Origin of the sequence: Butyrivibrio sp. AE3006 (genome assembly GCF_000424165.1) — a bacterium.
Lineage (GTDB): Bacteria > Bacillota > Clostridia > Lachnospirales > Lachnospiraceae > Butyrivibrio.
In genome coordinates this window covers 45,324-58,560 of sequence record NZ_AUJJ01000024.1, presented here as the reverse complement: position 1 = coordinate 58,560, position 13,237 = coordinate 45,324, and the positions used below count along the sequence as shown (strand labels likewise).

Annotated in this window: 13 protein-coding genes; 11 read left to right on the top strand and 2 right to left on the bottom strand. The window is 40.4% G+C overall.

Annotation, left to right across the window (positions count from 1 at the left end):
• The first annotated feature begins 74 nt into the window (after nucleotides 1-74).
• The gene (locus tag G603_RS0112845; protein ID WP_051207847.1) at nucleotides 75-857 is read left to right on the top strand and encodes a glycosyltransferase family 32 protein; all 783 of its coding nucleotides are present in this window, start codon (nucleotides 75-77) and stop codon (nucleotides 855-857) included.
• On the opposite strand, the gene G603_RS0112840 is transcribed toward G603_RS0112845, so the two are convergent.
• The gene (locus G603_RS0112840; RefSeq protein ID WP_035793146.1) at nucleotides 803-1,747 is read right to left on the bottom strand and encodes a glycosyltransferase family 2 protein; all 945 of its coding nucleotides are present in this window, start codon (nucleotides 1,745-1,747) and stop codon (nucleotides 803-805) included. The two genes, G603_RS0112845 and G603_RS0112840, sit on opposite strands and share 55 nt — an antisense overlap.
• A 103-nt stretch (nucleotides 1,748-1,850) precedes the next feature.
• Here G603_RS0112840 and G603_RS0112835 point away from each other — a divergent pair, with 103 nt between their 5' ends.
• The 10 genes from G603_RS0112835 (at nucleotide 1,851) to G603_RS0112790 (ending at nucleotide 11,762) form a co-directional block, all read left to right on the top strand.
• Nucleotides 1,851-3,404 (top strand): glucosyltransferase domain-containing protein, encoded by a 1,554-nt coding sequence (locus tag G603_RS0112835; RefSeq protein WP_026670480.1) that lies wholly within the window; start codon nucleotides 1,851-1,853, stop codon nucleotides 3,402-3,404.
• A gap of 191 nt (nucleotides 3,405-3,595) precedes the next feature.
• Nucleotides 3,596-3,772 (top strand): 30S ribosomal protein S21, encoded by a 177-nt coding sequence (gene rpsU, locus G603_RS0112830; protein WP_022755619.1) that lies wholly within the window; start codon nucleotides 3,596-3,598, stop codon nucleotides 3,770-3,772.
• Between the two features lie 56 nt (nucleotides 3,773-3,828).
• Entirely contained in the window at nucleotides 3,829-4,701 is an 873-nt protein-coding gene (locus G603_RS0112825) for a metallophosphoesterase (protein WP_155832675.1), read from the top strand.
• A 54-nt stretch (nucleotides 4,702-4,755) separates the two neighbouring features.
• Entirely contained in the window at nucleotides 4,756-5,505 is a 750-nt protein-coding gene (locus G603_RS0112820; RefSeq protein ID WP_026670478.1) for a segregation and condensation protein A, read from the top strand.
• Nucleotides 5,506-5,604: 99 nt separating this feature from the next.
• On the top strand, nucleotides 5,605-6,174 hold the full coding sequence (gene scpB / locus G603_RS0112815; RefSeq protein WP_026670477.1) for an SMC-Scp complex subunit ScpB: 570 nt from the start codon (nucleotides 5,605-5,607) through the stop codon (nucleotides 6,172-6,174).
• Nucleotides 6,175-6,315: 141 nt separating this feature from the next.
• Nucleotides 6,316-7,746 (top strand): acyl-CoA carboxylase subunit beta, encoded by a 1,431-nt coding sequence (locus G603_RS0112810; protein ID WP_026524247.1) that lies wholly within the window; start codon nucleotides 6,316-6,318, stop codon nucleotides 7,744-7,746.
• 14 nt (nucleotides 7,747-7,760) lie between these two features.
• Nucleotides 7,761-8,603, top strand: coding sequence for an OadG family protein (locus G603_RS21610; protein ID WP_051207842.1), 843 nt, complete (start codon nucleotides 7,761-7,763; stop codon nucleotides 8,601-8,603).
• Between the two features lie 31 nt (nucleotides 8,604-8,634).
• Nucleotides 8,635-9,003, top strand: coding sequence for a biotin/lipoyl-containing protein (locus G603_RS0112800; protein WP_026494419.1), 369 nt, complete (start codon nucleotides 8,635-8,637; stop codon nucleotides 9,001-9,003).
• A 29-nt stretch (nucleotides 9,004-9,032) separates the two neighbouring features.
• A complete protein-coding gene (locus G603_RS0112795) occupies nucleotides 9,033-10,184 on the top strand; it encodes a sodium ion-translocating decarboxylase subunit beta (RefSeq protein WP_026670476.1) in 1,152 nt (383 codons plus the stop codon).
• 177 nt (nucleotides 10,185-10,361) lie between these two features.
• A complete protein-coding gene (locus tag G603_RS0112790) occupies nucleotides 10,362-11,762 on the top strand; it encodes an oxaloacetate decarboxylase subunit alpha (RefSeq protein WP_026670475.1) in 1,401 nt (466 codons plus the stop codon).
• A 136-nt stretch (nucleotides 11,763-11,898) separates the two neighbouring features.
• Here G603_RS0112790 and G603_RS0112785 read toward each other — a convergent pair whose 3' ends face one another.
• Entirely contained in the window at nucleotides 11,899-13,236 is a 1,338-nt protein-coding gene (locus tag G603_RS0112785; protein ID WP_026670474.1) for a hypothetical protein, read from the bottom strand.
• Nucleotide 13,237: the final 1 nt, after the last annotated feature.

The following is a 13,237-nucleotide window of genomic DNA, read 5'->3' as shown; positions in this document are numbered from 1 at the left end:
TTAGCGTATATGTTGTGTGCAATAAACACATGTAATTGTGATAGTTTACGGCAATTTAGGATTTTGACGAGAATATGAGAGAAAACAGTGAACTTGAGAATGGAAAAACAATTCCACACATAATTCATTACTTATGGTTTGGCGGCCTAGATAAACCTGAGAATGTCAGAAAATGTATTGCAAGCTGGCAGAAATATTGTCCTGATTTCGAAATCAGAGAGTGGAATGAAGATAATTACGATATTCATAAGCACCCGTTTATGGAAAAAGCTTATAAGGATAAAAAGTGGGCCTTTGTATCTGATTATGCGAGGCTTGATGTACTGTATGAATATGGCGGAATTTATCTTGATACAGATGTCGAGCTTATAAAAGATATCACACCATTATGTGAAAATAGCGGATATATCGGCTTTGAAACGAATGAATTCGTAAACGATGGACAGGGATTTGGTTGTATCCCCAAGCTCCCGGTTATTAAGGAAATGCTGTCTGTCTATGACGGCGACGATGTATTTGGAGTTTTTAATGGGGAAGAGCAGTTTTTAGAAAGTCCTAAATTAAGAACCATGGTACTGTTGACTCACGGCCTTAAGCCGGATGGTAGCAGGCAGAATGTTGCTGGAATGGAAATATATCCGGTAGAATATTTTGCTCCAAAAGACTATAGGTCAGGAAAAGTGACCATTACTCCGGAAACATACAGTATTCATCATTTTGATGCCAGCTGGCAAAGCAAAAGTAGCAGGAAATATACTGTACTTATGAGAATATGCTGCAGAACCCTGGGGAATGATGCAGGTTACAAATTATTCCAAAGTCTTATGAAGTTAAAGGACAGGATTGGACACAATTGATACAAATATCTTCTTTTTGACTTATTCCTGCAAGGTGTTGACTTCAGTTCGTGCTGAAGCATTCTGATCTGAGATTTAAGAGCGGCTTTGTTGTCGCTCTTTTTATATTGAGTTATGAGCGTGTACATACTGAATTCCATGATATCATTGTAATTCTTATCTACATAACTCTCATGCACAAAGGTTTTAATCACATCAAATGAAGGTTTATATATAAACTGACCGTTTTCAAAATAGTTTTTGGGAGCTGTAGTTTGCGATTCATTTTGAACATAGTGATAGAAGGGCTTTGCCACATAAGCAAAGTTAAGATCAGCCTGTGAGAAAATTTTCGTTTGGAAAAGCAGGTCTTCGCACATTTTTACTTTGCTGTTGAAGGAATGAGCTTTTACTATTTCTGATCTGAAAAGCCTTGTAAAAAGGAAACCACGGATATTATCATCAGTAAACATTTTCTCAAGGATTTTGGCAGAGGGAAGTGGGCTATCATAATTCCCGGCATAGGGAGTGATAACACTGTCCTTGTGTGTATAATATCCGCAGATACATCCATCATATGAACCATCTGATACTGCTTTGATCATTTCACTGTACATATCAGGCTCGATAAAATCATCTGCGTCAAGAAAGCTTATCCAGTCACCTGTGGCTTGGTTAATTCCAAGATTCCGCGCAGCTGAAACACCGCTATGTTCCTGGCGGAAATAACGGATACAAGAATTGCTGTCAGAGTATTCTTTGGCAATTTCTGAAGAGATATCATCTGAGCCATCATCGATAAGTATAATCTCATTAGGTATCAGGCTGCCTGCAAGAATACTATCAAGCATGCTTTTCAAAGCGGTATTGGAATTATAAAATGGAATTATCGCGGTAATGGAATTTTTCATATAAGCCTATCTATGTTTTTAAGTGCAAATATATTTTTTAATATGTTATTTCTGATTGCGCCGGCTTGTCAAGGTGGGGTATGTGTGATATTTGGGAGGAGTTATGGAAAAGTATTTTGACAGTGAAGATAGATATACATTTATATCTACAGCTTTAATTATGCTGGCAGTACATGGCTTTGCATTCGCAAATCTTATGTATTCACATGATTCTTTGTATTTCTATGATACATATAATGCTGCTAAGGTTGATTTGGGTAGGTGGCTGTTTCCTTTGATTAAGATAATCAGGAATGAGGCAACGCCATGGATGATGGGAGTTCTTAGTACAATATATGTATCTTTGGCGGTGGTTTTTGTAAAAAGACTTCTAAGATTTGATCAGAAGAAAGGTTTTTGTGTTTCTGTTTTATTTGCATCAAACATTGCGCTTATTTCTCTCTTTTGTACATATTCAGCTGATGCAGACGCTGACTGCCTGGCATTACTCCTTTCTTGTTTGGCAGTATATACATTTGAGAGATGTTCCGGAAAATTAAAAACTGCATTACCAATATTATTTATAGTCTGTACGTTGGCTTTATATCAGGCATATATATGTGTGACAATCGGACTTTTTTTGATCATTCTGATTTATAAAACTGCTGAAATAAATGACAAAGCAGGTGTTAATAAAGTAATTATGACAGGTATCAAAGAAGTTGCAGTGCTGGCGATTTCTGTTGTGGTTTATATAGTTTCAATGATAATAGCAGCAAAAGTATTCGGAGTGGAGCTTTCAAATGATTACAATGGTCCGGGAAGCGTTGCATCGCATGGAATAAAGGACATTATATTGCTTATTCCAAAAGCATATGGTTCGTTTGGTAAACGATTGCTGCTACCTTATGGATACAGCAATGTAATTTCAACAGTGACATCAATAGTTTTGCTACTACTTATTTTGGTTTACGCCATAAATTACATAAAAATATGTAAGGTGCGTTCGGAAGCACAGATTCTGAGTGCCGCTTTATTACTGATTTTGCCGTTGGGATTAAATGCAATATATGTCATATCATTTGGAATGATACATCAACTGATGATATTTGCGTTTTGCCTGTTCTTTTTACTGCCACTTGTTTTTGATGAATTGATTAACAATTCCGAAAATGGTTATCAGGGAGATGAAAATAGAAAAAAATTTCAAAGACTTCTTTCGGCAGCGATAGTTTGCATATTGATCATATGTTTTAATAATGCTGTTTTTGCTAATGGCGCATATACTCATAAGAAATTAGTATATGACAATACAATCTTACATGCGCAAAATGTATGGGAAGATGTGAATTCCATAGACGGATATGTTGAAGGAGAGACACCGGTAGTCTTTGCCGGCGAGTTTACTGAATCAAAGGCAGTATACCAAAATATGTTAACTGATAAATATCAAAATGCATTATTAGGATCCTTTGGTTCATCAATAACTTATGAAGACAGTATGATTCATTACTTTGAAGGAATACTTGGAAGAAAAATGAAAATAGAACATTTGGATTCTTCCAATACAGATAAAGGTGTGCTTGCTGATATGCCTGAATATCCTTCTGAAGGATACTGCAGATACAGTGATGGCAAGGTTATAGTTAAAATGAGTAATAAAAAAATAGAAGAATAAATTGCTATTATGTTTGTTGTTGGAGAATTAAACCATATTAGATTTTGCACAAATATTTTTCAATTTCTTCTTGACGGCACAAAAATATATGATATAATTTGTAATGTTATGTGGGCATTAGCCTAAATAGTACATAGCAAATAACCCTGAACCCCGTTAAGGAAGGGTCTGAAGGGAGGGTAAGAGTAGAGATGTCAACAGTAATAGTTAAAGAAAACGAGACTTTAGACAGCGCGCTTCGTCGCTTTAAGAGAAGCTGCGCAAAGGCTGGTATCCAGCAGGAGATTCGTAAAAGAGAACATTACGAGAAGCCAAGCGTAAAGCGTAAGAAGAAGTCTGAAGCAGCAAGAAAACGTAAATATAATTAATCAAAATTGAGAAGTCCTTGGTTATTTTTAATCAAGGACTTTTTTATCGGAATCTTATGACAATAAAAATTATACTTATTGCGCTGCTACTGATAATTGCCGCAGTAATAGCAATCATATACCACGATATGACTCATTTTGTGGTAAGAGAATATGAAATTCATTCGGATAAAATTGAAAAAGATGCTGTTTTCTGTTTGCTTTCCGATCTCCATGAGAAGGATTATGGGGATGGTAACAGAGCATTAGTTGAGGCAATAGACTCAGCTCATCCGGATATGGTTCTGATGGCAGGAGATATGATAACCGGTCAGAATTCGCATCATAAACTCAATCCTGAGCCTGTTTTGTCTATTATTCGCAAGATAGTAGATAAATATCCTGTTTATGCGGCTAACGGTAATCATGAGTATAAGACCTGGGCTATAGGAGGCGAGGGAGAAGAAGCTTATCTGAATTATGAAAAGGCGCTGACAGATCTTGGCGTTGTGCTTCTTAGAAATACAGGCACTTATCTTGAAGAATACAATATGGAGATCCATGGTCTTGAGACCAGCTATGAGTACTTTAAGAAGTTCTTTAAGGCCCAAATGGATGTTGACTATATTAATGGATTTTTCGGAGTGCCCTGCAGCGAGAGATATCAGCTTTTGATTGCTCATAATCCCATTTATTTTGAAGAATATTGTAAGTGGGGTGCTGATCTTACGGTTTCGGGACATGTTCATGGTGGGATAGCGAGACTTCCGTTTCTTGGCGGAGTGTTATCGCCGGCACTTATGCTTTTTCCCAAGTATGATGGCGGACTTTTTAAGAATGGTGATAAATACATGGTTCTTAGCCGCGGTCTTGGAATGCATACTGTTCCCATCAGGTTTAACAATCCCGGAGAGCTGTGCGTTATAAGAGTTTATTCAGATAAGAAGTGATGGACACAGGCTTTGCCTGAAAGTATAAAGTAAAAGTTTTTTTGTGAGGAGTATATGGCACTGGAAGTAAAGCTGCAGGCCTTTGAGGGACCACTTGACCTGCTGCTTCATCTAATAGATAAAAACAAAATAGACATCTATGATATACCAATAGCGGTTATTACAGAACAATATATGGAATATATCAGAGCCATGCAGAAGGACGACATGGAAGTTACAAGTGAGTTCCTTGTTATGGCTGCCACTCTTGTGGATATTAAATGCAAGATGCTTCTGCCCAAAGAGGTTAACGAAGAGGGAGAAGAAGAGGATCCAAGAGCAGAGCTTGTTGAGAAGCTTCTTGAATACAAGATGTACAAGTTCATGGCGGATGAACTCAGAGAGAGGCAGATGGATGCGGATACTCATCTTTACAGGAAGAAGAATATTCCGGATGAAGTAATGACCTATGAGGAACCACTTGATTATGAGCAGCTCATCGGAGATGCTAATCTTGCCAAACTCAACAGTATTTTCCAGGCTCTACTTAAGAGGCAGGAGGATAAGGTTGACCCTATAAGAAGTAAATTCGGTAAGATTGAGAAGGAAGCTGTTGATATCGACCAGAAGACTGAATATGTAAAGAACTTTATCAGAGAACACAATAGATTCAGCTTCAGAGCGCTTCTTGAGAAGCAGTACAGTAAGGTTGAGATTATCGTTACCTTTATGGTTATTCTTGAAGCCATGAAAACAGGTGAACTGACAATTGAGCAGGAAGAAAACTTTGGTGAGATCATGATATCTTCCAATGTATATGGCTGAGAGGATTTATCGAGGTAGTTTCGAGCTTGATCCGAACGTGTTCTGGCGAACGAAGTGAGAGCAGAACTTCCTTTTGAAAATTTATGAGAGGACTTAGAGATGACAAAAGAACAGGGAGCTGCTGCGATTGAGGCAATCCTTTTTACTATGGGTGATTCTGTCAGTGTTTCTGCATTATGTAATGCAACTGATCAGGATCTTGCTGATGTCAGAGAGCAGATCAAATATCTTAAGGAAAAATATGACAAGGAAGAGAGCGGAATAGGCCTTATCGAGCTTGAAGATTCTTTCCAACTCTGTACCAAAAGCGAGATGTATGAGTATCTTATAAAGGTGGCAAAGACACCTAAGAAGGTTGTTCTTACAGATGCTCTTATGGAAACGCTTTCGATCATTGCTTATAAGCAGCCTATTACCCGACTTGATGTTGAGAGAATCCGTGGCGTAAACAGTGATCATGCGGTAAATCGTCTTGTTGAGTTTAATCTTGTACAGGAACTCGGACGACTTGATGCCCCCGGAAGACCGCTTCTTTTTGGCACAACGGAGCAATTTCTTCGAAGCTTTGGTGTTAAATCTCTTGATGAACTTCCCACCCTTGATGCAGTTCGTGTAGAGGAGTTTAAACAGGAAGCTGAGCAGGAGATAAGTGTTAAGTTAGATATCTGACAAAAAAGTAACAATAATCTGTAAAATTAGCATAAAATCGGGATTTGGAGTATTCTCCAAGTCCTTTTTTTATGCTATACTATATTCTGACGTGTTTTTGATTTACGTTAAGTTATTTAAATATATTACGGAGGTGAAGAAATGAGTAGTTCTTCTCAGGCAAGCCAGAGAATAGTTTCTCTGCTTGATGAAAACAGTTTCGTTGAGATTGGTGCTCTTGTAAAAGCAAGAAACACTGATTTCAATCTGAAGCAGTCAGAGACACCCTCAGATGGTGTGGTTACCGGCTATGGTCTTGTAGACGGTAAGCTCGTCTATGTTTATGCACAGGACGCATCAGTTCTCGGTGGATCTGTTGGTGAGATGCATGCAAAGAAAATTGCTGGTCTCTACGATTTAGCTCTTAAGATGGGAGCACCTGTTATCGGTCTTATCGATTCTGCAGGACTTCGTCTTCAGGAGGCAACAGATGCGCTTAATGCATTCGGTGAGATCTACCGTAAACAGATCGATGCATCAGGTGTGGTTCCGCAGATCACAGCCGTTCTTGGCTCATGTGGCGGCGGCCTTGCACTTTTCCCTGAAGTAACAGACTTTACATTCATGGAAGAGAAAAAAGCAAAGCTGTTTGTGAATTCACCAAATAGCATTCCCGGCAACAGCAAGGAAAAATGCGATACTTCTTCTGCTAAGTGGCAGAGTGAAGAGGTTGGCAGTGTTGATGTAACAGGTGATGAGGAGACTATTTTTGCTCAGATCCGCGAGCTCGTTTCACTCCTTCCTTCCAATAATGAAGACAATGATTCAATTGATGAGTGTGCAGATGATCTTAACCGTGCTTGTGAGAATCTCGACGGTTCTGTAGAAGATCCTGCTCTTATCTTTAGCCAGATCGCTGATAACGGCGTATTCTTCGAGACAAAGAGAGAGTATGCTAAGGATATGGTTACTGGTTTCATCAAGCTTGGCGGCGCAACTGTAGGCGTATTTGCTAACAGAAGCGTTGTTTATGATGAAAAAGGCGAAGCTGCTCAGAAGTTTGACGGATCACTTACAGCTCATGCTTGTGGCAAGGCTGCAGATCTCGTTAATTTCTGTGATGCTTTTGATATCCCCGTGCTTTCATTCACAAATGTAGCTGGTTTTGGCGCTACAAAGTGTGATGAGAGACACGTTGCTAAGAATGCAGGTAAGCTTGTTGCAGCACTTGCAAATGCTACAGTTCCGAAGGTAAATGTAATCACAGGTAAGGCTTTTGGAAGCGCTTATGTGATCATGAACTCTAAGGCTGTTGGTGCTGACATGACTTTCTGCTGGGAAGATGCAGAGATTGGCACAATGGAGGCTTCACTTGCTGCTAAGATCATCGCTGATGGTAAGGATGCAGCTACAGTTGCTGATACAGCAGCTGCTTATGAGAAGCTTCAGAATAATGCTGAGAGTGCAGCGGCAAGAGGATATGTAGATACTATCATTAGTGCAGCTGATACAAGAAAGTATGTTATCGGAGCATTTGATATGCTTTACAGTAAGCGCGATGAGCGTCCTGCTAAGAAGCATACGACAGTATAAGGAGGTAGCGAATCTTGAAGCATAAGATACTTGCTTTGGGTGTAACGCTGATCTGCATACTTGGGCTTACAGCATGTGGCGAGACCATTCAGAAAAATACGGTGGCCGGCAGTAGATATGATGCAGAGACATTCACAATGGATACTCTCTCAAGTATTGCTGACACCATAGAGGATGGATGGTTTGAGGCATGGTATTTAGACGGTGTAACACCTGATAATTTTGAAGACAGAATGTTTGATGATATAACCAGCATGTTTGATGAAGAGACTTATGACATCATCAAGGCAGGTTATAGAAACTGGTTCGACGCAGTTGATGAACTCGGCTATCACGATATGGGAAGCCTTGCTGATGATATCAGTGTTAAGAGCACAGAGTTCTATGTAAACAAGGATGGAAAGCTTTTTGTAGACTCTATCATAGAGGGTACAGGTCCTAACGCTCATACAGCGATCCTTGAGTACAGCCTGGACAGGAACCTCAATCCTACACTTATTTCAGTCAATGTAAATCATACACTTGGCGAGAAGCTTAAGAGTGCAGGACTTAATACACTTCTTGGAATGGGAATGGCTTTTACTGTTCTTATAATAATCGCAATAGTTATTTCCTTATTCCCGCTTATCGGTAAGATCGGTGAGAAGAAGCCTGAGACTGACAAAGAGATTACTCAGAAGTCAATGGAAAATGTAACCGCTCAGATCGCTGATAAGGAAGAAGAGCTTTCTGATGATTCAGAACTCGTAGCAGTTATTGCAGCAGCCATTGCTGCTTATGAAGGCAGCGGATCAGCGGATGGATACGTTGTAAGATCTATTCGCAAGAGACCCACTGGGAATTGGAAAAAAGCATAAGGATTTAGCTAATTTTAGGAGGATATAAATAATGAAAAACTATACAATTACCGTTAACGGAAACGTATATGACGTAACAGTAGAAGAGGGTGCAGGCGGAGCAGCTCCTGCAGCAGCACCCAGAGCAGCAGCTCCTGCTCCTAAGGCTCCCGCAGCTCCCGCTAAGAAGGCATCTGCAGGTGCAGGCGGCGTTAAGGTAACAGCCGGTGCAGCAGGTAAGGTTCTTAAGATTGATGCAAGTGTTGGCCAGGCTGTAAAGAAGGGCGACACAGTTATTACTATGGAGTCCATGAAGATGGAGATTCCTATGGTTGCTCCTCAGGATGGAACAATCGCAAGTATCGACGTTGCAGTTGGCGATCAGGTTGAAGCCGGTGGCGTTCTCGCAACAATGAACTAAGAAAAAGGAGACTAAACGGAGGTCGTTAAATGGATTACATTGCTAACACATTATCGAATCTCTGGCAACAGACAGCGTTTACAACTATGACACCCGGCAACTACATAATGGTTGTTGTTGCGCTTATCTTCATGTATCTTGCTATTGCCAAAGGATTCGAGCCGCTTCTTTTGGTGCCTATTTCTTTCGGTATGTTACTTGTTAATATCTATCCTGATATTATGGTTTCAATCGAGAGTTCATCAAACGGTGTAGGCGGTCTTTTGTATTATTTCTACTTACTTGATGAGTGGGCTATAATGCCTTCACTTATCTTCATGGGTGTAGGTGCAATGACGGACTTTGGTCCCCTTATTGCGAACCCTAAGAGCTTCCTGATGGGAGCAGCTGCTCAGTTTGGTATCTTTTCAGCTTACTTCATGGCTATTGCCATGGGCTTCAATGATCAGCAGGCTGCAGCTATCTCTATCATCGGTGGAGCAGATGGACCGACATCCATCTTCCTTGCTACAAAGCTTAACCAGACCACAATTCTCGGACCTATCGCGGTTGCTGCTTATTCGTACATGTCACTTGTACCGATTATCCAGCCCCCGATCATGAAGCTCCTTACAACGGACAAAGAGAGAAAAATCCGTATGCAGCAGCTTCGTCCGGTATCCAAGCTTGAGAAGATCCTCTTCCCGATAGTTGTTACTATCGTTGTAAGTATGATTCTTCCTACAACAGCTCCTCTTATCGGTATGCTTATGCTTGGTAACCTCTTCAGAGAGAGTGGTGTTGTTCGTCAGCTTCAGGAGACAGCATCTAACGCACTTATGTATATCGTAGTTATCATGCTCGGTACATCTGTAGGTGCTACAACAAGTGCTGAGGCATTCCTTAACATCACAACAATCAAGATCGTTATTCTCGGTCTTATTGCCTTTGTTATCGGAACTGCGGCAGGATGTCTGTTTGGTAAGCTTATGTGCGTTATCACAGGCGGAAAGGTTAATCCTCTTATCGGATCAGCCGGAGTATCCGCAGTACCTATGGCAGCCAGAGTTTCACAGAAAGTCGGTGCTGAGTACGATCCCAGTAACTTCCTTCTGATGCATGCTATGGGTCCTAACGTTGCAGGTGTAGTTGGTACTGCAGTCGTTGCAGGAACATTTATGGCTGTATTTGGAGTATTCTGATTGATTATTGTTATCAAGCACATATGAAATGTGCTTGCACAATTTCATATGTATTTGATAACTAAACAAACATGAGCAAGTAATGCGATAGCATGGATTGCGAATGTTTGTAGGATTTCGAGAGTGCGTAGCACGAAGAAATCCGTGAATCGATAATTTTATAAAGGAGAAAAAATTATGGCAAAGCCAGTTAAGATTACAGAGACAGTTCTGCGTGATGCACATCAGTCACTTATTGCCACCAGAATGCCTACAGAACAGATGCTTCCCATTATCCCTACAATGGATAAAATTGGCTACAACTCAGTAGAGTGCTGGGGAGGCGCAACATTTGATGCTTCCATGAGATTCCTTAAAGAAGATCCCTGGGAGAGACTTCGTAAACTCAGAGATGGTTTCAAGAATACCAAGCTTCAGATGCTTCTTCGTGGACAGAATATTCTTGGATACAAGCACTATCCTGATGATGTAGTTGAGTATTTTGTTCAGAAGTCAATTGCAAATGGTATTGATATCATTCGTATTTTCGACTGTCTGAATGACCTTAGAAACCTTGAGACATCTGTAAAGGCTACCAAGAAAGAGGGCGGACATGCTCAGATCGCTCTTGCTTACACACTTGGTGATGCATATACAGAAGAGTACTGGATGAACATTGCTAAGGATATCGAGGCAATGGGCGCTGATTCCATCTGTATAAAGGATATGGCAGGACTTCTTCTTCCTTACGAGGCAGAGAAGCTTGTTAAGGCTCTTAAGAGTGCTACATCACTTCCTATCGATCTTCACACACACTACACCTCAGGTGTTGCCAGCATGACATACATGAAGGCTGCTGAGGCAGGTGTTGATATTATCGACTGTGCTATTTCACCTTTCGCTCTTGGTACTTCACAGCCTGCTACAGAGGTTATGGTTGAAGCCTTCAAGGGACAGGAATTCGATACAGGTCTTGATCAGAAACTTCTTGCTGAGGTTGCTGATTACTTCAGACCTTACAGAGAAGAGTGCCTTGCTAGCGGACTTATGGATGCTAAGGTTCTTGGTGTTAACATCAAGACTCTTATGTATCAGGTACCCGGCGGTATGCTTTCCAACATGGTTAGCCAGCTGAAGGAGCAGAATGCAAGCGATAAGTACAATACAGTGCTTGAGGAGATCCCTCAGGTTCGTAAGGACTTCGGTGAGCCTCCGCTTGTTACACCTTCTTCACAGATCGTTGGTACTCAGGCTGTTATGAACGTACTTATGGGTGAGAGATATAAGGTTGCTACCGACCAGACAAAGGATCTCCTTGCCGGTGAGTATGGTAAGACAATCAAACCCTTCAATCCTGAAGTTCAGAAGAAGATCATTGGCGACAGAGAAGTTATTACCTGCAGACCTGCAGATAAGCTTGCTCCCGGACTTCCTAAGTTTGAAGAAGAGGTTAAGCCTTGGAAGCAGCAGGATGAGGATGTTCTTTCCTATGCATTGTTCCCTCAGGTTGCTACTGATTTCTTCAAGTATCGTATGGCACAGCAGGAAAAAGTGGATATGTCAGAAGCTGACACTAAGAACGGCGCATATCCCGCATAAGCGAAGAGAACCTAATGAGGTAATACTGAATCTGGTTCGAACGCGTTACGATGAACTAAGCGAATCGTAATTTTTATCAAAATAAAAAGGCAGGAGCTTCAATGCTCCTGCCTTTTAATGTATCTGTGATATTTGATTACTTGATGATTGCATCCTTGTTTGACTGGCGGCGAATCTTGTTGATAACCTTTGTCTTATTCTTTCCTTTAACGCCCTGTAATTTGATGGTTACTTTCTTTGTCTTTACTTTGAATGCGTTCTTTCCAACTGAGAGAGAACCGTTGCTAGCTGTTCTGATAGTGATCTTCTTATACTTAGCACCCTTTAAAGCGCGCTTTCCGATATTCTTGATGTTCTTTCCGATGATGAGCTCTTTTCCACTTGCGTTCTTAAGTGCATCGTCTGTCATAGCTGTAACTGTGTAAGTTTTTCCGCTCTGGCTTACAATCTTGTCGAGGATCTTAACGCATCTTGCGTGCTTGTCAGCTGTTGTACCTGTATAAGTTGCTTCGTCATTGCTGCTTACTACATATCCTGTAGGAGCGCCACTAAGGTCGATTATTACTGATCCGATTTCCTCTGCCTTAGGTGCCTGATCTTCTTTTGCGGAAGTGTCGGAACCATTAGATGTATCGTCGTTAGTTACTTCATCATCCTGTGCTGAATTCTTTGTGATTGCATTAGCATCATTTGTGTTATCATCAGCTGCTTCGTTATTTGTTTCCTGCTCGTCGTTATCGTCTGAGTTAATATCATTTGAGATATTGTTGTCTGTGTTATCTTCGTTGTCTATTACTTCGTCATTGTTCGTTGTGTCGTCGTTATTTATAACTTCGTCATCATTGTTTGTTGTGTCGTCGTTATTTACGACTTCGTCATTATTTACTGTTTCGTCATTATTATTGGTTGTATCATCATTGTTAATTGTTTCGTCGTTATTAGTTGCGTTATCGTTGTTACTTACTGTATCATCATTATTTGTGATGTCTTCGTCGTCAGATGTTTCGTTTGTATTTGAATCGTTGTTATCGTTTGTATTTGAATCGTTGTTTTCTTCGTTGTTTGAATTGGAAGTTTCTTCAGAATTTGAATCGGAAGGTTCTTCAGTATCATTAGAATTTGTATCTGTTATTTCATCGTCCTGGCTATCAGAGAATAAATCTCTTGTTTCGATGCTTTCCATAACCCAGTCGCCATCTAAAACAAGTTCTTCACCAACTCTTATTGTGACTTCTTCATCACCAAGGACTACAATAAGATCTGTGTTCCAGGAGTTATTTTTAATTACTACTCCGTCCTTTAATGTATCACCTGAAAGGAGGGAAGTATCAAAAGCGGGATTTTCTTTACCGACAAGTTCTATGCATCCATCAGAGATTGTAGCTGCTTTTGCTGCGAAGGAATTGCCAATCATAAGAAGCGATGTGATTGTAAAAGATATTGCTGTATATAATAAACTTTTTCTTGAAATCATA

Excerpts from the sequence above, each read along its gene's own strand:
- G603_RS0112820 (WP_026670478.1), top strand. The coding sequence starts at position 4,756 with ATGGCACTGGAAGTAAAGCTGCAGGCCTTTGAGGGACCACTTGACCTG.
- G603_RS0112825 (WP_155832675.1), top strand. The coding sequence starts at position 3,829 with ATGACAATAAAAATTATACTTATTGCGCTGCTACTGATAATTGCCGCA.
- G603_RS0112790 (WP_026670475.1), top strand. The coding sequence starts at position 10,362 with ATGGCAAAGCCAGTTAAGATTACAGAGACAGTTCTGCGTGATGCACAT.
- rpsU (WP_022755619.1), top strand. The coding sequence starts at position 3,596 with ATGTCAACAGTAATAGTTAAAGAAAACGAGACTTTAGACAGCGCGCTT.
- G603_RS0112785 (WP_026670474.1), bottom strand. The coding sequence starts at position 13,236 with ATGATTTCAAGAAAAAGTTTATTATATACAGCAATATCTTTTACAATC.
- G603_RS0112795 (WP_026670476.1), top strand. The coding sequence starts at position 9,033 with ATGGATTACATTGCTAACACATTATCGAATCTCTGGCAACAGACAGCG.
- G603_RS0112840 (WP_035793146.1), bottom strand. The coding sequence starts at position 1,747 with ATGAAAAATTCCATTACCGCGATAATTCCATTTTATAATTCCAATACC.
- scpB (WP_026670477.1), top strand. The coding sequence starts at position 5,605 with ATGACAAAAGAACAGGGAGCTGCTGCGATTGAGGCAATCCTTTTTACT.
- G603_RS0112810 (WP_026524247.1), top strand. The coding sequence starts at position 6,316 with ATGAGTAGTTCTTCTCAGGCAAGCCAGAGAATAGTTTCTCTGCTTGAT.
- G603_RS0112800 (WP_026494419.1), top strand. The coding sequence starts at position 8,635 with ATGAAAAACTATACAATTACCGTTAACGGAAACGTATATGACGTAACA.
- G603_RS0112835 (WP_026670480.1), top strand. The coding sequence starts at position 1,851 with ATGGAAAAGTATTTTGACAGTGAAGATAGATATACATTTATATCTACA.
- G603_RS0112845 (WP_051207847.1), top strand. The coding sequence starts at position 75 with ATGAGAGAAAACAGTGAACTTGAGAATGGAAAAACAATTCCACACATA.